Raw genomic sequence first — 18,920 nt, forward strand, 5'->3', positions numbered from 1 at the left:
GCCCGTATCGCGTTAAGCCCTATCCTTGATTTGGAAAAACAAATTTCTTTTTGGGGGGAGACCATTATGAACCAGATTTTGTTGAGCTTGACGGCAGGGTTGTTGTTGGCCGGAGCAGCATTCGCCGATGGGCATCGCACTCCAGCACCAGATGACGCGCGGGCATACATCATATCACCTGATGACGGCGCGACAGTTTCAAACCCGGTTACAATCGTGTTTGGCTTGGAGGGTATGGGTGTTGCACCAGCTGGTACCGAAGCGGAAAACACCGGTCACCATCACTTGTTGATCAACACGGAGTCTGGCACGCTGGACCTCGACTCAGGGTTGCCAGCAACGGACCAGATTGTGCACTTTGGCGGTGGACAGACCCAAGTGACAAAAGAACTGCCGACAGGTACGCACACACTGCAATTGCTTCTTGGTGATTGGAGCCACGTTCCGCACGATCCTCCTGTGCTGAGCGATGTCATTACCATTACAGTAAACTAACACCTCTCGATCCACCAGGCGATTAGCCGGATAGGTCGCTCAATCAGAAGCGGCTGAGATCGAGATTGCGTTGATGTGAGCGAAGAGCGTCTTGGCCCTCTTCCGGCGTTTCATTGGGACGTCGGATTGCAGGGTCCTGGCGATAGAACGCGCGATCTGGCAGGCGTCTTCAAATTCATCAGGTGTGATCTTTCCGGCGCGGGCGTCGGGACCGCGCTTGGCCTTTGATCGACACGCCTTCATGAGTGTCGTCAAGGCGCGTCGCGATCCTGGTCTCGCGCGTTCGACCAATAGAGCATCCCCACGGCCAAGAAACAGGCGACGATGCCATGTTGCGCCTCTGCTGACAGATACGCCAGTGCAAAACCTGTAACCAATGGACCAAGGGCTGCGCCCAAATCCCGCCAAGCCTGCATACGGGCAAGTGGGCCGATCGCATCCTGTTGCACGTCCAGATCGGCCGCGATAACCGCAGGTCCCAGTGAGGCCAAAGCGCCTCGGAAGGGCAGCATTACCAGCGCATCAATCACCGTGATCCCCGACGCAACAAAGATGAATCCTATCATCGTCAGAACCGCAGCGATGACGAAAACCCTCTGAGCGCCGAATTTGTCCGCAATTGCGTCAAACAGCGGTGCCGCGATGGCCTCGCCAAAATGACGCATAGCAAGGAGTACGCTTCCGCCAATTACTGCAGTCAAAAGATCGGTGTTCCTTGCAAAAATCAGGGTAATGGTGATCGCGACGACACCGTCCACGCCATAACCCTGCAAAATGAAAAGCACATCAACCGGTTTCGGGCGCACCAATGCGGGAGATCAGCTGCGGCTTTTGGCAGGCGAAACAGCGCGCGGCAATCGCAACGCGATGAGGATGCCAAACGCCGATGGCATGGCCAGAACGGCAAAGGCCATCTGTGGTCCGGCTTGTCCCACCAGCCATGCCCCGCCGAACAGTGCAAGAATGGGTCCGGCCCTTTGAATGGCCTGCCCGACACCGACGCGTGTCCTGACCTTGTCGCGAAACGCCACCGCTTAGGACCAGGTTGCCAGCACCAGACTGGCGTAGGTGAGCCCCCACAATATCCGCGCGCCAAGCATGAGCGCAGGTCCTTCTGCAAAACTGTAGGCTGCGGTTGACACGGTGGCCGTGACAGCCGCCCAAATGCACAGTTTCCGCAATCCCAATCCGGCAGCAAGGCGCGCAATTGCACCGTAGGCAAAGACGCGGACAAACCTGTTTGCAGACAACATGACGCCGACCAAGGGTAAGGTCAGTCCGAAATCCGAGGCATAGGCGGGCAGAACAGCATAGAGTAATGCATCCCCCAGCAGCGCCAGGGACATAATCGACGAAGACCCGACGATGGCCCGCCAGCCGCGATCTTCATCCTTCTTCAAAACCCGTTCCCTTCCAGAACAGTTTCGTCTGGTCCCATGAGACGGGCAAATCCTGATCCCAGTTCTGCGGTCAAGGCCCGATAGGTGCTGCTCGGATGGTTTTGGGTGCAATGTCGCAGGCAAATCATTGGCCTTTTGCACCTGCACCGCATGAAAAACCGCAAAGGAAACCTGTACCCGTCAAAGCCAGGCCAGTTCTTGGTCCAGAAATCTGCTACTCGCCCAATTCGGCGCAGCATCACCGAAATTTGGGCATATGATCGCAAAGCGCCCAGGGAGGGCAACAAATGGAAGCATCCGTTTCTGCCACCGTGACGAACGGCAGACCCCGCCTCCCACTCGCCGAAATTTGCTTGCGCCTTCGCGGATAACCTAGGGCAACAAAGCCGCCGCTCCCGCGTCAGTTCGCGGGTGAATACCAGATGGGTGAGCCCCAGGCGCGTTCCTGAATGGTTGCGGCTACATCCTCAAGCAAAGGCAACCCGTTGCGCACCGCGTCATAAGTTGACCACCTTGGCGTGGGGATTTCGATCGCACGTGCATAGTAATACGCGCCCTCTTGCGGGTTGAAATCATCGTCTTGCCAGCTTCCGATCAGAGACGCCGCTCCGATGTCATTGGTGTAGAGTGCCGTGGTCACATCGACGGTATTCCCGACGGATGCGAGTTTCCCGGTCGCAGCATCCACAACGCGATCATCGGACCAAACGACATCAATGATCTTCTCGTTTGTATCGCCGTATTCATCGACCCAACCCTTGATGATCTGAATGCGATCCAGGTTCGCTCCGAGCGGGTCTTTCTCGGCGTAGACTGTAAACACAGGGGCTGTCACGATGGGCGGAAGCATGCCTCCCATGTGCGTGCCCATCAAATACCCTTCTTGGGCCATGGCCAGCGGGTCACTGGCTGGGCTCAGATCGACACCACCGAACATGCGGACTTTTATCCGCGGGCCCGATGTTGCAAAGGTCTCACGCCGTTTCATCGCATCAAATATCGCAGCACGCGTGTTCTCTATGGCCCACACGCCGGCAAGCGATCCAATAGAGAGATCCTTGCCATCGATCCAACCCAGAACATCACCGGTACGACGACGCTCAACCGACCCATCCTCCGGTCCGTGCGCGCCGATAAATGCGTCTTCGGCAACCGCAGACATCAAGCCGTTGTGATTGTCCGTGCCCCCGATAAACCCGTACCGAAACGGATTGACGCCAAGGTCCATCTCATAGGCGATGCCCCGCGTCAGCCCACCGCGCACGAAATCGCGCTGACTGAAGACACGCCCTGAGTTTTTCTGGATCGAGTCGGCGTTCTCAAATGCCGCAAATTCGTCCGCGGCCCAAAACTTTCGGTGCACCTCGGAATTGCCCTTGACCTGCATCATTTCGATCAAGGGCTCAAAATGCTGCCGCAAACGGGCATACTCCACATCCAACGGGTCGCCAAAACTGTCAATATCGGGAAACATGCGCCCCTTGGATGCGTTCGAATTATGCGGAATGGCCAACAAGTGGCGACCTTCAATCTCTTGCTCGCGCATCCACTCCCAGAGTTTTTCTTCCTGGTTGATATCAATGTAGCTGGGCACGCTGTCGGGCACGTTGTCATCGCGGAAAAGCACGTTGCGATGCAAGTTGGCGCCATTCGGCGCAGCAGACCATTCAAACCCGATAATGGCGCTAAACTCACCCGGTTCATTTGCGTCTTCGGCCGCCTCGATGATAAGCTGCCAGGCGCTTTTGGCGGTTTGTGGCCCGGCATAAAACGGCGGGTGCTGCGGTGTTGCCGAACGATTTGACGAGATCACATACTTGAAAAACCATTGCTGCCGGTCATCGATGTCGGTCATGGTCCGCAGCTCTTCCAGATCCGGATTGTCATGACCCGGCGCGTCGTCGAACATCGTCGAGTACATCTCGCCGATGTATTCCGCATGGTCAGACATGGCCGCAAAATCCAGCGGGCGCTTGTGCTGCATCACGGTGCCATCCGGCAAGGTCACCGCATTCCCTTTTGCAAAACCATAGGCGTCCGCTGGCATAAGACGCGCGCCGCCGATGTAGGCATCCAGAGAGAACGCGGTATGCATATGCGTCTCACCAAAATAGGCGTTGCGCAGGGGATTGGGCTCTGCCCATGCGCCAGTGGCCAGAAGAGTGCTCAGCAAGAAGGCGAGTTGGGGTTTGCGCATGGCTTTACTCCTCTGGGGTGTACCAAATTGGGGATGTGTAAGCTCTTTCCTGAGTGATCATCTTCACGTCGCTGTCCATCTCGATGTCAAAGCGCACGGCATCATAGGCCGTCCAGCGCGGTGTCGGGATTTCGAGGACACGCGCATAATAGAACGCATGCTGATCGGGATCGAAATCAGGATCGGTCCATACGGTGCCAAGCTCGGCGCGACCAATATCATTGGTCCAGCTCGGAATGCTCAAATCAACCGTGTTGCCAACCGGTGGTAACTTGCCATCCGCGCCGGGTTCCCGGTCTCCTGCCCACACAACATCAAACACCTTTTCCTGCGTCGCGCCGTTTGCGTCGACCCAACCTTTGATGATCTGAATACGGTCGAGGTTTGCGCCAATGGGATCACGCAGCGCATAGACAAGGAAACTTGGCGCTGCGCCATCCTCCGGTGCGATCAGATCGCCGCCCATTGGAATGCCTTGGGAATATCCGATACGCGCCAGGTCGCGGTGTTTGATGTCGTCATCGGCAAAAGTGCCGCCGAAAAACCGAACAGTGATACGCGGGCCTGTGGTCGAATACACTTCCCGTCGTTCCATGGCATCGAAGATACCTGCGCGGGTATTTTCCGTGGCCCAAACGGCCGTTGGACCCGGTGTCGCGTACTGCCAGCCTTTGTAGGAAATGCCCAGGTCGGTGTTGCCTTTGGCGACGGAGAGCGCACGAGTTTCAGAAGGCTCCATCCAAGTGAAAGCGCCAAAGAAGTTATTGTCATCCTGTGTGGTCAGCCCGGTATGGATGTCGGATCCGCCGACAAAGCCCAGTTTGAAGGGGTTGATGCCTTGTTCTGCTTGGAACCGGATGCCTTCTTTCAAAATGCCCCGCGCATATTCATAGGGGATCATGTCAGGTGTTTTGGCAGCGGACACATCCAGATTGGCCCAGTCCCATGTCTCGTAGTCGGCGAATTCATCTGTCGGCGAGATCAGCGGATGTGTTTCGCTGTCCCCTTTCGTTTGCTGAATTTCCAAGAGCTTTTCCCAATGGGCGCGCGCGCGCAGATATTCGGAATCAAATGCGGCCCCATCTCTGAACGTGTCATTGGGTGCGAACATACGGCCATTGGAAAGGTTGGGGTTGTGCGGAATCGCCAGCACGTCGCCACCCGTCGTATCTTCGTAATTCTGCATCCACTTCCACAATTCGCGCGGATCCGTACTTCCTGCAGGCGGCGACGTGAGGAAAGGCACGACCTGCAGCGCGCGCTCAGGACCATCGCGGAAAAGGACGTTGCGGTGCAGGTTGTCGCCGACCTCCAGAGACGTCCATTCATAGGCAATAATCGCGGTAAAGACGTGAGGTTCGTTGTATTCCTCCGCCGCCTGCACCAGATCGCGCCACGTGTTGTCATATCCGGGGCTGCCCGGCTGGTACAAAAGTGCCTGGCTCAATGTGCCCTGACTGAATTTGGCAATCAGCTCGATCGAGGCTTGTTTTGCGGCGTCACCACCCTGCGCAAAAGCTTCATGAAAACGCTTTCCATCGGCATCCGCCATGATGTTGGGCGCCCCACGTTTGATATCCGTGATAACGCCCATGCCGTCGGTATGCTCGGTCAACATGTAAAAATCGAAAGGGCGCGGCAGTTTGACCGGCTGGCCGGTATTGGAAACCACCTGTTCGCCTCGGGCAAAGCGATACATATCCCGTGGCATCAAGGTTGTACCGCCGCCACCGGCATCTGCGGATAACGCGGAGTGCACATGGGTGTCGCCGAAATAGACCATTTCCGGATAACCTCGATCCGCGTTGGGCGAATAGGGTCGGCCTTTCAACACATCGGCAGCTGCATCCGGCGGAAGATCCTGGCCAGACGCTTGCGACGCCAAAACGATCATTGCAGCAAAACACAATAGTCTCATTTTCTGATACCCTTCTGAAAATCCGATTTACTGTTCAAACCCGGCCTCCTCTGACCGCAAAGTTCTGGTCTTCTCGTTCTCGACACACTCAAAACGACACCCCCACAGTCAACCAGAATTTATCACTTTCGAACCGGCGCTTGGCCTCAAATTCCGTGACATATTTCGCTTTGATGGAAAGAGGCACGTGGTTGAGCTTGGTGCTCCATGACACGATCGGACCAATGCCAAAAACACGCGCGCGCAAACTGTTGGCACCGAGCAGAGCTTTTGACGCGTCCGCCCCCGAGCCACTGTCGTCATCAAGTTGCTGATACCAATAGCCTGTCAGGCCTGCGGCGAATTTCGAAGGGAAATGGCGCATGACTGTCCCTTCGAAATGTGCTTCGGGGGCTGTCTGATAATCTGTGGTGTCGTTTTTCTCGCTGAGAGTTACGCCCACAGCACCGGTAAATTCCCACCCATTCGAGGGATCAAACCATGTCATGGCAAGGGTCGGATCAAAGGCAAATCTGTTTTTCCCTGCGTTCAGGACGTCGACAGAGCGGCCAGGAACGTCAATTCTGGCGGACGAATAGTCGCCCGTAGGCAGAAAAAACTGCAAGGCAAGAGAGGTGTGCAGTTTGTCCTGCGACCAGTTGAAAATGGGCGTCAGGGTGATGTCTCCAAATGCTGTTTCGCTGTCCGAAAGGCTGCCTGACAAACCCGACGTCAGTTCAGCGTCAAAATCCATGTCAGCCGAGACATACGGGATATTGATGTTTAGACCGAACCTTGCCGACCCAAGTTTCGCGTCAAAAACATGTGTGAAATTGAATTTATAGGTGAAAACGTCGATTTCCGGATTTACAACGGCTGCGCCACCAGCAGAAATTCCCGGTGCGGACCCACTGAAGAATACGAAATCGTTGTTCCAGTAGGAGCCGGCCGGCGGGAGAATTCCTGCGAAACTGTCCCGGCTGCCCAGCAGGTAGGTTTCAATGCCGCCCTCAACGGCTTCCGCAGTCTCTGTCATTGCCAAAGAGAGAGACGCACAGAGCGCAAAACCCAATGTATTCTTCATAGTTCTGGCCCGTCCGGATGATCAAACACCTCCAACTATAGACATTCGTTAACGGGCCATTGTAATTTTCTGAACAATTGAGGAAAAAATTATGGCGATTGATATCTCGGCTTTTGGAACGCCACCAAATTGGATCCACAGTTTGCCTGCCGATTTGTCGACAAACTTGCTCAAGCGGGCCAGGCTTCACAGTTACTTGCAAAACGACTTGATCTACGACTTGGGTGACGCTCCGGGAGGCATATACGGCATAGTGTCAGGCGTCGTGGGCATCGGAACCGACGACAACGAGAGTTCCATGATCTACGGCCACCTGCTGGGTCGGGGCGCATGGATCGGTGAAAACGCTGTATTGACGGGATCAAACCGGCAAGTCGCAGCAGTCGTCCTTTCATCGCAGGCCGACATCGCCTCTGTATCATTCCCTGTTCTGAACGAATTTGCGGAAGTTGAACCAAGACTTTGGAAAGCCCTGGCCGCCTTATCAGCGCAGAACGCCCAGATTGCCATTCAGACGGCACGGGATCTGATGATACGGGATGCTGACGGCAGATGTCTGGCGGTTCTCAGACGCATCGCAAATTCGATTGGCGCCAATCAATCCATTCCCATATCTCAGGAAGAATTGGCGGAAATGTGTGGTGTTTCGCGCGGGGCTCTTTCCAAATCGCTTGGAAAACTGGAAGGCCGGGACCTGCTGAAACGCGGGTATCGTTCAATCGAACTGGCAGCGCAGTTTTCCTCAAGATCAGAACGTCTTACCCTGGCCGATCGTACCGCGCGGTAAGCCTGTTCCCGACCAGTATCTGCTTTGAGGTAAATCGCGCGGCGCTAAACAGCACCCTTCATCATGGTTTCGTCCCGCGCGAAGGCTTCCCAGGGGCGAAAAACCTGAATGTTGTTGAACACAACATCGATGTCCCAGTCGTAATTTACGGGTTCAAGACCGATCAATAGAACTTTCTTAAAAGCGACCAGACAATGCTTGTCGAAGAAAGGTGGGTGTAAACGCGCGCCGGACTACAAGCGCCGGGCCAGCCCGACAGAACTCGGTTGGCCGTTGCGACCTGTCCCATCGCGGCGGAGTTCAACTTGTCAAGGAATTGACCTCTATGCACTTCACCCTGCCCTCAAGTCCAAACCTCATGCGTCACGTACCGATCGACCTGATCCCGGGCGACACCTCAGATGCCGAACCGCTATCGCCGCTCAAGGCTGCGAGAACGATCCTGGATTTAGTGACTGATATCAAAGGCGCAATTGTGAGTTCCCAAGAAGAGAACGCTGATCGCGAGTTGCTTCAGGAACAAATCGCGACACAGACCGCCTCCATAATCGAATTGGCGTTGATTGCCGGATATTATATCCCGCCCGATCTCTTGCTCCTGGACGTGCAAACGCAGGGCAGCGCAAACAGTGCGCTTGAAGACATCGAAGATGTCATCCAAACGGCAATTGAACTGGTCCACAGCCTCGGCGGCTTCGAACAGCCCGAACCGATGCCTGCCCCGACGCCCCTCGAAGCGGCGCAAGCCATCCTGCCAAGGCTGCTCGACATCGAGGAACAAATGGTCTTTTCCCTTTCGGGATATGTTGATCTTGAAAAGATACACGCCAACATCGAGGCTGCGGTGCACCATATCTCCAAACTGGCCCCCTTTGCAGAATATGACGGTGTCGGGTTTCTGTCGTCGATGAACGTTCGGGATGCGGTCGGCACTGAGGCGGGTCTGGAGCAACTCGATACCGAAGTGATTTCGCTGCTCGGCCTCATAGACGATCTCAACCAGGTCGATGAAGACCAGACTGTCCGCGGCACAAAAGCAGATGACTTGATCACCACAGGTGACGGCGACGATATTGTTACAGCAGGCCGAGGGGACGATCTTGTCGATGCCGGGAATGGCGAAAACGTCCTATTCGGCGGCTGGGGTGAGGATCGGTTGCGGGGCGGCACCGGAAGTGACGCTATGGAAGGGGGTTATGGCAATGACGTGTTGCGTGGGAATGGCGGCCATGACCAGATCTTCGGCGGGGAAGGGCATGATCGGTTGAGAGGCGATGCGGGAGGTGATGTTCTCCATGGCGGGAACGGCGACGATTTTCTCACCGGGGGTGGCGGAAATGATACGTTGATCGGTGGGGGTGGCGCGGATGCGCTTTTGGGCGGCGCAGGTGCGGACGTTTTCGTATTCGAAGAAAATTCTGGCCATGACACTGTCCGGGATTTCAACGCCGATGCGGGTGATCATTTGGCGTTCATCCTCAACGGTGATTCCTTTGACGATTGGACCGCTCAGACTGTCCTTGACGCATCCAGTCAGAGTGGGCGCGATGTCGTCATTCGTATTCAGGGAAACGACAACATGGTGACACTTGTCGATACCGATCTGGCAGCGCTTACCATCAGCGACATCGACGTGTTTTCCTACACCTGAATACTATCAGACCGGTTTGGAGGTATTGTCGCGCGCCGTGCTACGATTTTCGTCGGTGCGGTGCGTGGCATCAACACCCTTCCAAATCGACATTCGTTCACTGCAGCGCTTGCAATTTCATTCTCTTGACTACTTGAAGATTAACTGATGCGCATGTTTCATTGCCGGTGGGTCGTTTCGCCCGCGAAGCCGACTTGGGACCCCCAGATCTAGAAGCCCGTTTGCCACGCACCTCAGCTCTTAACCCCACGTTTACAAACCCCGGCGACCGCCCTGTTAATCCGGCGCGCATCGTACAAGCGGTGCACGGGCTGTGCACGCAGGGTGCATCGCGTTTTGCCATATTTTACCGGCTTTAACCCCCGATTCGCCCCGCTGCCGGGACTCACCCCACCGTGCGTTGCGCAGCGCGTGGTCAGAATGTCACCTTGCGTGGGATGCGGCCTGCGCGATAACATCCGATAATCCGACCTCAGAACCTGAACGCCAATGCCGTACCAATGGACATCCGCCCCCGGGGAGATCCCTCAGACCCTCAAGCTTTGGCCGCATAACTCGCTGCCCGCCCGTGGCATGGCGGCATTCGTGCTGACGACTTTTACGCTGATTTGCATCCCGACCTTGCCGCTGCTCGGCTCGCCTATCCTGTGGGGCCTGCTCCCTTTCCTTCTGGCGGCGGTTTGGGGCATTTATTTCGCGCTGCAACGCAACCACCGCGCCCGCCAGATTACGGAGGTGCTGACGCTTGACGCCGACGACGCCCGCCTGACACGCGAAGAGCCCTCGGGACGGGTTCAGGAATGGGACTGCAACCGCTATTGGACCACAATCACCAAATATGAAACGGATGGCCCCATCCCGCATTACATCACCCTGAAGGGCAAGGGACGGGAGGTCGAAATTGGCGCATTTCTGAGCGAGGACGAGCGGGTATCCCTCTATGACGAGTTGCAAATCGCCTGGCGCAGATAGCGCGCAGATAGCAGCGAAACCCCTTGAGCCACATACGGCCGCCACAGGATTTTACCGTGGCAGACCAAGGAATTGCTCTGGATTTTGACCGCCAGGAATGCGCCGCTTCAATGGATCTGTCAAAGCGCCACGTTTACCCCAGGCGCGCTTTGACCTTGGGGCCAACGGAGCCAAAATCCATCTGTCCGGTGTATTTGGACTTCAGGATGGCCATGACCTTTCCCATGTCGCGAATGCTCTGCGCGCCAACTTCGCTCACAGCCTCCGCAACCGCTTTTTCCGCTTCTTCTTCAGAGAGTTGGCGCGGTAAAAATTCTTCGATGACTTCAATCTCGGCCTTCTCGCGCTCGGCCAGATCGAGACGCCCGCCCTCTTCATAAGCACGCGCGCTCTCAAGCCGTTGCTTGGACATCTTCCCCAAAATAGCCAGCACTTCCGAATTGGCCACGCCCTCATCATTGCCTTCCGCACGTGCGGCGATATCCTTGTCCTTGATCGCAGCATTGATCAAACGAAGGGTGGAAAGACGGTCAGCGGCTTTGTCTCTCATCGCCTGCTTTAGTGAAGCGGCAACTGTCTCGCGCAGTTCCATCGCAATGCATCCTTCAACTATTGGCCGCCATTGATCTTGGACACGGCGTCATGGGCTCAAGCCTTGGACCTTATCCAAAGCATGGCGAAGCCGCAATACAATCCGCAACGTCACGCTCTAACGCATATCCGTTGACGGGCCGCGATAGGTCTTGACCCGACACTGTGGCCCGTCTACTTACGGCCAGATTTCACTGTCGCCTGACCGCCTGAAAGGATCGCCCATGCAGCCCTCTGCGTCCGACCGCCCAACCGCTTGTCTGGCGCTTGCCGACGGAACATTGTTCTACGGCACAGGGTTCGGCGCCACTGGCCAGACGGTTGCGGAGTTGTGCTTCAACACGGCGATGACCGGCTACCAGGAAATCATGACAGACCCTTCCTATGCAGGGCAGATCGTGACTTTCACCTTCCCGCATATTGGCAATGTTGGCGTCAATCCTGAAGACGATGAAACCGGCGATCCTGTTGCCGAAGGCATGGTTGTCAAATGGATGCCCACCGATCCCTCGAACTGGCGCGCGGTTCAGGACCTGGACGTCTGGCTTTCGTCACGCAACCGCATTGCGCTGGGGGGCGTCGATACGCGCCGCCTGACCCGCGCCATACGCAAGTCCGGCGCACCGCATGTGGCTCTGGCCCATAACCCTGAAGGGGTTTTCGATGTCGCAGCCCTTGTCGCCGCGGCCCGCGCCTTCAGCGGCCTCGAAGGCCTTGATCTGGCACGGAAAGTCACCTGCGCACAATCCTATCGTTGGAACGAAATGCGGTGGGCCTGGCCCGAGGGATATGCACCTCAGACGGACCCAATATACAAAGTTGTGGCGGTAGACTACGGTGCCAAACGCAACATTCTACGTTGCTTGGCCAGCGCGGGCTGCGATGTGACCGTCCTGCCCGCAACCGCAGGTTTTGATGAAGTGATGGCACATCAGCCGGACGGCGTGTTTCTGTCCAATGGTCCGGGAGATCCGGCGGCCACGGGTGAATATGCCGTCCCGATGATCCAACAGGTTCTGTCGGACACGCAACTCCCGGTGTTCGGCATTTGCCTGGGCCACCAGATGCTGGCGCTGGCGCTTGGTGCCCAAACCATCAAGATGAACCACGGCCATCACGGCGCCAATCACCCAGTCAAGGACCACGATACCGGTAAGGTGGAAATCACCTCGATGAACCATGGTTTTGCTGTCGATGCCCAAACCCTTCCCACGGGCGTGCTGGAAACGCACACGTCGCTCTTTGACGGATCAAATTGCGGCATACGCTTGGACGGACGACCGGTATGGTCGGTGCAGCATCACCCGGAAGCCAGTCCGGGACCACAGGACAGCTACTATTTGTTTGAGCGATTTGCCCAGGCCATGGCCGACCGCGCGGCCTAGACCGGGTTGCCCGCTAGGGTTGTAAAGCGTTAATTTAACAGAACATTAACCGTGTTCTGACAGTTTGCCTCGGGTTGCATTCAAGCAAGGCATTCTATGGTGAACACCCTGCGGCTGGTTGTGTCCGACCCGGTACCAGAACCGGATTTGGCAGCACCCGCGATCAAGTATGAACCGATTGGGCATATGCTGGTGGAGCGGGGCAAAATCGCGTCCACTGATCTCGATCACGCGCTGAAAATCCAAGGGCATGTTGATGCGCCCTTGGGTGAAATCATGGTGTCCGAAGGTCTGCTCAGCAAGCGGGATGTGCTGGCCGCACTGGCTGAGCAGTGTCGGGCACAGGGTGCCGATCTCGACCTGGAACCACCCTCGCCCAAAATGGCCTCTATCTTGCCCGCCGAAGTCTGCCTGCGCCATGGTGTTGTGCCTTGGAAGCGGGACGACCTGAGGATTCTTGTCGCCACCAGCAGTCCTGCAGATTTCGCGGCTCTCTGCCAAACCATGAGACGGCGCGGGCTGTCGCTTTTCCCGGTGATCGTGGATGAGCTACAGATTCAGTCGCACATCAACCGGCTTTATGGGGCAGAACTTGCCCAAAAAGCTGAAGTCCGAGTGCCCGAGGTTGAAAGCTGCCGCAGCTGGGGAGTTCAAGGAAAAAACAGGCTTTTCTGGGCATCAGCCCTGTGCCTGACCATTTTAGCAGCGCTGATTTGGGCGCCGTTATGGACCTTCACTGTCGCTGTTCTTTGGGCGGTTCTCACCCTCGTGATGACAACAAGCATGAAAGCAGCCGCCTTTGCTGCGCAACTCCGTCACAAGAAACCAACTAGAACAGCGAATTTCGACCTGCAATCCGCTAAATTCCGCATGCCGCGCGTCTCTGTTTTGGTACCCCTGCTCAAAGAAAAGGAAATCGCCGGACAACTGATCAAGCGGCTCAGCAAACTGACCTACCCTAAATCACTTTTGAACATCGTCCTTGTGCTCGAAGAGGGCGATGATTTGACGCGCCAGACCATCGCGCAGACAGAATTGCCTGAATGGATGAGCGTGATCGAAGTCCCCGGCGCAGGGGATCTGACAACAAAGCCGCGCGCGCTGAACTACGCACTCGACTTTTGCCGAGGCAGCATCATCGGTGTCTGGGACGCCGAGGACTGGCCGGAAGCAGATCAAATTGAGCAGGTTGTGAACAGGTTCAATCAGGCGCCTAAAAATGTTGTTTGTTTGCAAGGTGTTTTGGACTACTACAATTCCCGCACAAACTGGCTGTCACGCTGCTTTACCATAGAATATGCGACCTGGTGGCGGGTGATCCTGCCGGGCATTGCAAAGCTGGGCCTCGTCATACCACTGGGTGGCACGACGCTGTTTTTCCGCCGAAGTGCACTGGAAGAACTGGGAGGGTGGGACGCACATAATGTGACAGAAGACGCCGATCTGGGTGTCAGGTTGGCGCGCCATGGCTTTGTCACAGAGTTGCTGCCGACCGTGACCCATGAAGAAGCCACAAGTCGGGCTTGGCCGTGGGTTCGACAGCGTTCGCGCTGGCTCAAAGGCTTCATGATCACGTATTTCGTGCACATGCGACATCCTATGCAATTGAAGCGTGATCTCGGATGGAAAAGGTTCCTGGGGTTGCAAACCATTTTTCTGGCTACGTTTTCGCAGTTTGCGGCAGCACCCCTCTTATGGTCTTTCTGGTTAACCTTTACAGGTGCGACTCACCCTGTCGAAATCACACTGGGAAGCCATGCCATCTGGATCTTGATAGGCCTCTTTTTATTTTCCGAACTGCTCAGCCTTGCTATGGGTATCTTTGCCGTTTCAGGTCGGTCCCATCGACACCTGATTCCTTTTGTCCCGACCATGATGCTGTATTTTACCTTGGGTACGGCAGCGAGCTACAAGGCTCTTTGGGAAATGGTGCGCGCTCCTTTTTTCTGGGACAAAACACAACATGGCGTGTCCTGTCAGACCGATGTCAGACCAAGCCGACCAAAATGCACATTGGCACAAAAATGACTGCTAACAGTTCACCATAAACTGATGCAGGTCTCGCCTTTGTTTTGGATGTCACGCGACAAAAAAAAGCGGCAACAGACCAGCTAATATTAAAAGAAAATCAGATGCCTGCACTTGTGGAAGCATATCGCAAGCGATTTTGTCCGCAATCCTAGCAGATCACCTTGGCATGCATCCTCGTGTTAATATGGAGTGAGCCGCTTCCGCCAGTCTAAGCCTCTTCTTCACGGCGGGCGGCATCCTGTTTGAGGCGCGTCATGAAGGCGACCGAAATATGTTCGCGCAGCGCTTCACCCGCGCCTTCGACATCCTTTTGTTCAATCGTACGCACAATCGCGTCATGTTCTGCCTGTGCAATCTCTCCACGTCCCTGTGCCGCCAGAGACGTGGTCGCCATTAACGCCATTGTGCGATGCACCAGATCGAGTTGCTGCACCAGGTAGCGATTGTGTGACGCCAGATGGATTTGTTTGTGAAACCGACGATTAGCCCGCGCCAGTGCCGCGGGGTTGTCTGTCAATGCATTGTCGGCTTCGACCATTTCTCGCAGGATGCGTACTTCCTCATCGGTTGCATGCTGTGCCGCGAGACTCGCCGCCAACCCTTCAAGCTCACGTCGCACGACATAAAGCTCTGCCATCTGGTTGTGATCCAACGAAGCAACAATCAAACTCCGCCCATCTCGCGCGAGCAGAGATTGCGTTTCCAGCCTCTGCAACGCCTCGCGGATCGGTGTCCGAGAGACCCCAAAACGTTCAGCCAACTCGATCTCGACCAGCCGATCACCCGGACGGTAAACGCCCAGATCAATTGCCTCGAGAATCATTGAATAAGCATCTGTTTGCTGCGGTTTTTGAAACCCCATGGCGTTTGCCTTTTCCTAAAGTCGGTTTAATACCTTAACGAGGCCGAGTGCCATCATGCAACCCTGGGATCTAGGTCCTTTGCAACCAAGGATTTAAATCGATCATATGCCAAAGGACGCGTTCTCTCATGTCAGCACCTGGGTTTTTGACCTTGACCACACGCTGTACCCACCATCTGCGCGACTTTTCGATTTGATCGAGGTCCGCATGACAGCCTATGTCATGGACGCTTTGAGCGTGGATCACACCGAAGCCGACCGTTTGCGCAAACATTACTGGGCAACACATGGCACGACTCTTGCCGGTCTCATGCGCGAACATGACGTTGATCCCGGCCCGTACCTGACTGATGTGCATGATATTCCAATGGACCGCCTTGAACCAGATCCGGTCTTGGCAGATCAGATCGCGCAGCTGCCCGGCAGACGCATCGTTTACACAAATGGGTGCGCGCCTTATGCGGAACGCGTACTCAAGGCACGCGGATTGGACGGAGCTTTTGATGCAATTTACGGTGTGGAACATGCAGATTTTCTGCCCAAGCCCGACCACGCCGCTTTTGATAAGGTGTTTCGAAAAGACGGCCTGAAACCTGAATCTGCCGCCATGTTTGAAGACGATGCACGAAATCTTAAGGTGCCGCATGACATGGGTATGCGCACAGTCCATGTGGCTGAGTCACGTGGGACGGGCAGGCATATACATTTTCATACGGACGATTTGAGCGGGTTTTTGAAAGGCTTGTCTTGATCTACCTGCGACATCAGGTCTCTGTGAAGCAGAACGCGCCCGCCTATCTCACAAATAGTATTGGAGATAGGAGAAGTCTCATGGCGCTTGACGTAAACCCACCTGCACTGCCGCTTTGGCAGCGATTGTTTTTTAGAATCCCCGTATTGGGTTGGGTCGCGCGAGACCTGTTGTTTGGCGACAAGAACAATGTGTGGTTTGCGCTGATCGGCTTTGTCAGCCTTTGGATGAGCGCGGCTTTGACATTTGGTTTGCCCGGATTGTATTTGCCCGCATTGGCATTGGTCCCGGTGATATTCGTCGTTTTGCTTTTGATCACCTGGGGATAGCCGCCGTCTGGCCATCTGCCCGATGAGGACCTAATCTCCAATTCAGAATGCGGGGGCAAATGTCTGATAAATCTTGTGATGTTCTGGTCTCCGGTGGCGGTATTGCCGGGCTGACAGCAGCCGCTGCCCTTGGAACGGCGGGCTTCGATGTGCTCTGCGTAGATCCTGCTCCCCCGGTGATCGATCCAAATGCGAAGGGTGCTGACATGCGTTCGACCGCCATGTTGCAGCCTGCAAAAGGTGTCTTGCAAAGTGCGGGCCTTTGGGATCGGCTGGCACCGCATGCCGCACCTTTGCAGGTTATGCGAATTATTGATGCAGGCGGTGACGTTGCAGAACCACGCCTGACCAGGGATTTCAACGCTTCCGAAGTGTCCGATCTGCCATTTGGGTGGAATTTTCCGAATTGGCTGCTGCGGCGGGAAACCGTAGCCCGGCTGGACGAATTGCCCAACGTCACATTGCTGACCGATACCGGCACAAAAACGCTCTTCACCCGAGAGAACGAAGCGCGCGTGGGCTTAAGCGACGGGACAAGGGTCCGCTGCCGATTGGTCGTCGCAGCTGATGGTCGCCACTCGCAGATGCGCCAAGCCGCTGGCATACAAACGCGTACGACACGCTACGGGCAAAAGGCGCTAGCGTTTGCCGTTACGCATTCAATCCCACACGAAAACGTGTCCACCGAAATTCACCGAACTGGCGGACCCTTCACACTGGTACCATTGCCGGACCGAAGCGGAATCCCTTCTTCGGCGATTGTCTGGATGGATGAGGGATCCTTGTCGCAGTCACGAATGACCATGGATGTGTCGGCGTTTGAGGAAGAAATATCCGCGCGCAGTTGCCACATTTTTGGCCCTTTGAAGCTTTCATCACCTAGGACAATCTGGCCCAACAACAGCCAAAAAGCGGCGCGCCTCTGTTCTGAGAGGTTAGCGCTTATCGCAGAGGCTGCGCATGTTGTCCCGCCAATCGGCGCGCAGGGCTTGAACATGAGCTTGACTGATACCGCTACGCTTCTATCACTGGCCTTGGAACGCCCGAACGGACTGGGTGATCGACAGATGTTGGATGCCTACCACACCGCACGCTACAAGGATATTTCTTTGCGGGTTCAAGGGATTGATATCTTGAACCGCGCCAGCCAGGTCAGCGCTCCATTGCTACGAGATGCACGCGCCGCCGGACTAAGCGCGCTCTATGCTATGGGCCCGGTGCGAAAAACCTTGATGCAAATGGGCTTGGGCGTCAAATAGCCAGAGCCTTACAAAACCTGATCGATTACCCGCTGTAAACGACCCACTGTGGCGTCAACATCATAGAGTTTATCCAACCCAAAAAGCCCCAACCGGAAGGTCCTGAAATCTGCCGGCTCGTCGCATTGTAGCGGAACGCCGGCGGCAATCTGCATACCTTCCGCCGCAAACTTTTTGCCGCTCTGCACGTCTGGATCATCTGTATAGCTGACGACAACCCCCGGCGCACCGTACCCTTCTGCGGCAACAGAAACGATCCCCTTTGCGGCCAGCATTGCACGAACGGCATCGCCCAACTTCCACTGAGCTTCCTTCAATCGTTGAAAACCATAGTCTTTGGTTTCAACCATTGTATCGCGGAATGCGCGCAATGCGTCTGTAGGCATGGTTGCGTGATACGCATGGCCGCCATTTTCATAGGCCTTCATAATGCTGTGCCATTTGCCCAGATCAATGGCGAAACTATCCGACTGCGTTTGAGCTAAGCGCACCTCAGCCCACTCCGACATCATCACCAAACCGGCGCATGGTGAGGCCGACCAGCCTTTTTGTGGCGCCGAAATCAACACATCTACGCCAAGGGCGCGCATGTCCACCCAGACGCAACCAGAGGCAATACAGTCCAGAACCATCAATGCACCGACATCATGGGCTGCCTTGGCCATTGCGGCAATGTAGGCATCTGGCAGAATTACCCCGGCGCTGGTTTCGACATGCGGCGCGAAAACTACATCTGGTTTCTGCTCGATTATCGCGGCGACAACTTCGTCGATGGGCGCAGGTGTAAATGGTGAAATAATTGCATTTGCGATTTGACGGGCTTTCAAAACCGTTGTGTTTGATGTCAGCCCGCCCGTTTCGAAAATCTGGCTCCAGCGATAGGAAAACCAACCGTTGCGCACAACCAAAACCTCTGCCCCTAGCGCGAATTGGCGCGCGACGGCTTCCATACCAAATGTGCCACCGCCAGGAATGATCGCAACAGCATCCGCCGCGTAGACTTCTTTCAGCATGGACGACAGGTCATTCATCACCTGCTGAAAGGCCGAACTCATGGAGTTCAATGAACGATCCGTGAAAACAACCGAGAATTCTTCCAATCCTGTTGGATCAACTGTGTCGAGCAGAGCTGGCATGATTGTATCTCCCTAATACTTGCCCACAGTTAGCGGGCGACCTGCGCCTTGGCAAAGTCTACTTATGTATACAAGCGACCAAACACCTTATCG

At 55.6% G+C, this 18,920-nt stretch carries 20 protein-coding genes; 9 read left to right on the plus strand and 11 right to left on the minus strand.

Translation table 11 applies throughout. The features are described 5' to 3' along the window. Positions 1 to 66: 66 nt before the first annotated feature. Positions 67 to 495 (plus strand): DUF4399 domain-containing protein, encoded by a 429-nt coding sequence (locus AB8B75_RS17125; protein WP_405364026.1) that lies wholly within the window; start codon positions 67 to 69, stop codon positions 493 to 495. Between the two features lie 39 nt (positions 496 to 534). On the opposite strand, the gene AB8B75_RS17130 is transcribed toward AB8B75_RS17125, so the two are convergent. The 7 genes from AB8B75_RS17130 to AB8B75_RS17160 form a co-directional block, all read right to left on the minus strand. After that, entirely contained in the window at positions 535 to 750 is a 216-nt protein-coding gene (locus AB8B75_RS17130) for a hypothetical protein (protein ID WP_405364027.1), read from the minus strand. Next, complete coding sequence (locus AB8B75_RS17135) at positions 747 to 1,301, minus strand: hypothetical protein (protein ID WP_405364028.1); 555 nt, start codon at positions 1,299 to 1,301, stop codon at positions 747 to 749. The genes AB8B75_RS17130 and AB8B75_RS17135 overlap by 4 nt, the downstream gene beginning before the upstream one ends. A 12-nt stretch (positions 1,302 to 1,313) precedes the next feature. Continuing rightward, positions 1,314 to 1,526, minus strand: a complete 213-nt coding sequence (locus tag AB8B75_RS17140; protein ID WP_405364029.1) for a hypothetical protein — start codon at positions 1,524 to 1,526, stop codon at positions 1,314 to 1,316. A gap of 3 nt (positions 1,527 to 1,529) precedes the next feature. Beyond that, complete coding sequence (locus AB8B75_RS17145; RefSeq protein ID WP_405364030.1) at positions 1,530 to 1,895, minus strand: hypothetical protein; 366 nt, start codon at positions 1,893 to 1,895, stop codon at positions 1,530 to 1,532. 400 nt (positions 1,896 to 2,295) lie between these two features. Beyond that, on the minus strand, positions 2,296 to 4,092 hold the full coding sequence (locus AB8B75_RS17150) for a DUF3604 domain-containing protein (RefSeq protein WP_405364031.1): 1,797 nt from the start codon (positions 4,090 to 4,092) through the stop codon (positions 2,296 to 2,298). Between the two features lie 4 nt (positions 4,093 to 4,096). Beyond that, entirely contained in the window at positions 4,097 to 6,010 is a 1,914-nt protein-coding gene (locus AB8B75_RS17155) for a DUF3604 domain-containing protein (protein ID WP_405364032.1), read from the minus strand. A gap of 88 nt (positions 6,011 to 6,098) precedes the next feature. Continuing rightward, on the minus strand, positions 6,099 to 7,073 hold the full coding sequence (locus AB8B75_RS17160; protein WP_405364033.1) for a transporter: 975 nt from the start codon (positions 7,071 to 7,073) through the stop codon (positions 6,099 to 6,101). Between the two features lie 91 nt (positions 7,074 to 7,164). Between AB8B75_RS17160 and AB8B75_RS17165 the strand changes: the two genes are divergently transcribed. Next, the gene (locus AB8B75_RS17165) at positions 7,165 to 7,860 is read left to right on the plus strand and encodes a Crp/Fnr family transcriptional regulator (protein WP_405364034.1); all 696 of its coding nucleotides are present in this window, start codon (positions 7,165 to 7,167) and stop codon (positions 7,858 to 7,860) included. Between the two features lie 44 nt (positions 7,861 to 7,904). Here the strand turns inward: AB8B75_RS17165 and AB8B75_RS17170 are convergent, their stop codons facing one another. Beyond that, positions 7,905 to 8,027 (minus strand): hypothetical protein, encoded by a 123-nt coding sequence (locus AB8B75_RS17170; protein ID WP_405364035.1) that lies wholly within the window; start codon positions 8,025 to 8,027, stop codon positions 7,905 to 7,907. Positions 8,028 to 8,185: 158 nt separating this feature from the next. Here AB8B75_RS17170 and AB8B75_RS17175 point away from each other — a divergent pair, with 158 nt between their 5' ends. After that, a complete protein-coding gene (locus AB8B75_RS17175) occupies positions 8,186 to 9,511 on the plus strand; it encodes a calcium-binding protein (protein ID WP_405364036.1) in 1,326 nt (441 codons plus the stop codon). A gap of 489 nt (positions 9,512 to 10,000) precedes the next feature. Continuing rightward, positions 10,001 to 10,483 (plus strand): DUF2244 domain-containing protein, encoded by a 483-nt coding sequence (locus AB8B75_RS17180; RefSeq protein ID WP_405364037.1) that lies wholly within the window; start codon positions 10,001 to 10,003, stop codon positions 10,481 to 10,483. Between the two features lie 133 nt (positions 10,484 to 10,616). Here the strand turns inward: AB8B75_RS17180 and AB8B75_RS17185 are convergent, their stop codons facing one another. Then, the gene (locus AB8B75_RS17185) at positions 10,617 to 11,075 is read right to left on the minus strand and encodes a GatB/YqeY domain-containing protein (protein WP_405364038.1); all 459 of its coding nucleotides are present in this window, start codon (positions 11,073 to 11,075) and stop codon (positions 10,617 to 10,619) included. A 223-nt stretch (positions 11,076 to 11,298) separates the two neighbouring features. Here AB8B75_RS17185 and carA point away from each other — a divergent pair, with 223 nt between their 5' ends. Then, entirely contained in the window at positions 11,299 to 12,459 is a 1,161-nt protein-coding gene (carA, locus tag AB8B75_RS17190) for a glutamine-hydrolyzing carbamoyl-phosphate synthase small subunit (RefSeq protein ID WP_405364039.1), read from the plus strand. 96 nt (positions 12,460 to 12,555) lie between these two features. Continuing rightward, on the plus strand, positions 12,556 to 14,487 hold the full coding sequence (locus tag AB8B75_RS17195; RefSeq protein WP_405364040.1) for a glycosyltransferase: 1,932 nt from the start codon (positions 12,556 to 12,558) through the stop codon (positions 14,485 to 14,487). Positions 14,488 to 14,698: 211 nt separating this feature from the next. On the opposite strand, the gene AB8B75_RS17200 is transcribed toward AB8B75_RS17195, so the two are convergent. Next, positions 14,699 to 15,352 carry a GntR family transcriptional regulator gene (locus AB8B75_RS17200; protein ID WP_405364041.1) on the minus strand — a complete coding sequence of 218 codons (654 nt, stop codon included), beginning with the start codon at positions 15,350 to 15,352 and terminating at the stop codon, positions 14,699 to 14,701. A 106-nt stretch (positions 15,353 to 15,458) separates the two neighbouring features. Here AB8B75_RS17200 and AB8B75_RS17205 point away from each other — a divergent pair, with 106 nt between their 5' ends. From AB8B75_RS17205 to AB8B75_RS17215, 3 genes are all read left to right on the plus strand, one after another. Continuing rightward, the gene (locus AB8B75_RS17205) at positions 15,459 to 16,103 is read left to right on the plus strand and encodes a pyrimidine 5'-nucleotidase (RefSeq protein ID WP_405364042.1); all 645 of its coding nucleotides are present in this window, start codon (positions 15,459 to 15,461) and stop codon (positions 16,101 to 16,103) included. 80 nt (positions 16,104 to 16,183) lie between these two features. Then, positions 16,184 to 16,432, plus strand: a complete 249-nt coding sequence (locus AB8B75_RS17210; protein ID WP_405364043.1) for a hypothetical protein — start codon at positions 16,184 to 16,186, stop codon at positions 16,430 to 16,432. A gap of 59 nt (positions 16,433 to 16,491) precedes the next feature. Further along, on the plus strand, positions 16,492 to 17,691 hold the full coding sequence (locus tag AB8B75_RS17215) for a UbiH/UbiF family hydroxylase (protein WP_405364044.1): 1,200 nt from the start codon (positions 16,492 to 16,494) through the stop codon (positions 17,689 to 17,691). Between the two features lie 8 nt (positions 17,692 to 17,699). Here AB8B75_RS17215 and AB8B75_RS17220 read toward each other — a convergent pair whose 3' ends face one another. Then, positions 17,700 to 18,827, minus strand: a complete 1,128-nt coding sequence (locus AB8B75_RS17220; protein ID WP_405364045.1) for an aminotransferase class V-fold PLP-dependent enzyme — start codon at positions 18,825 to 18,827, stop codon at positions 17,700 to 17,702. Positions 18,828 to 18,920: the final 93 nt, after the last annotated feature.

The sequence above is a fragment of the Roseobacter sp. genome, from assembly GCF_045106495.1.
Lineage (GTDB): Bacteria > Pseudomonadota > Alphaproteobacteria > Rhodobacterales > Rhodobacteraceae > Roseobacter.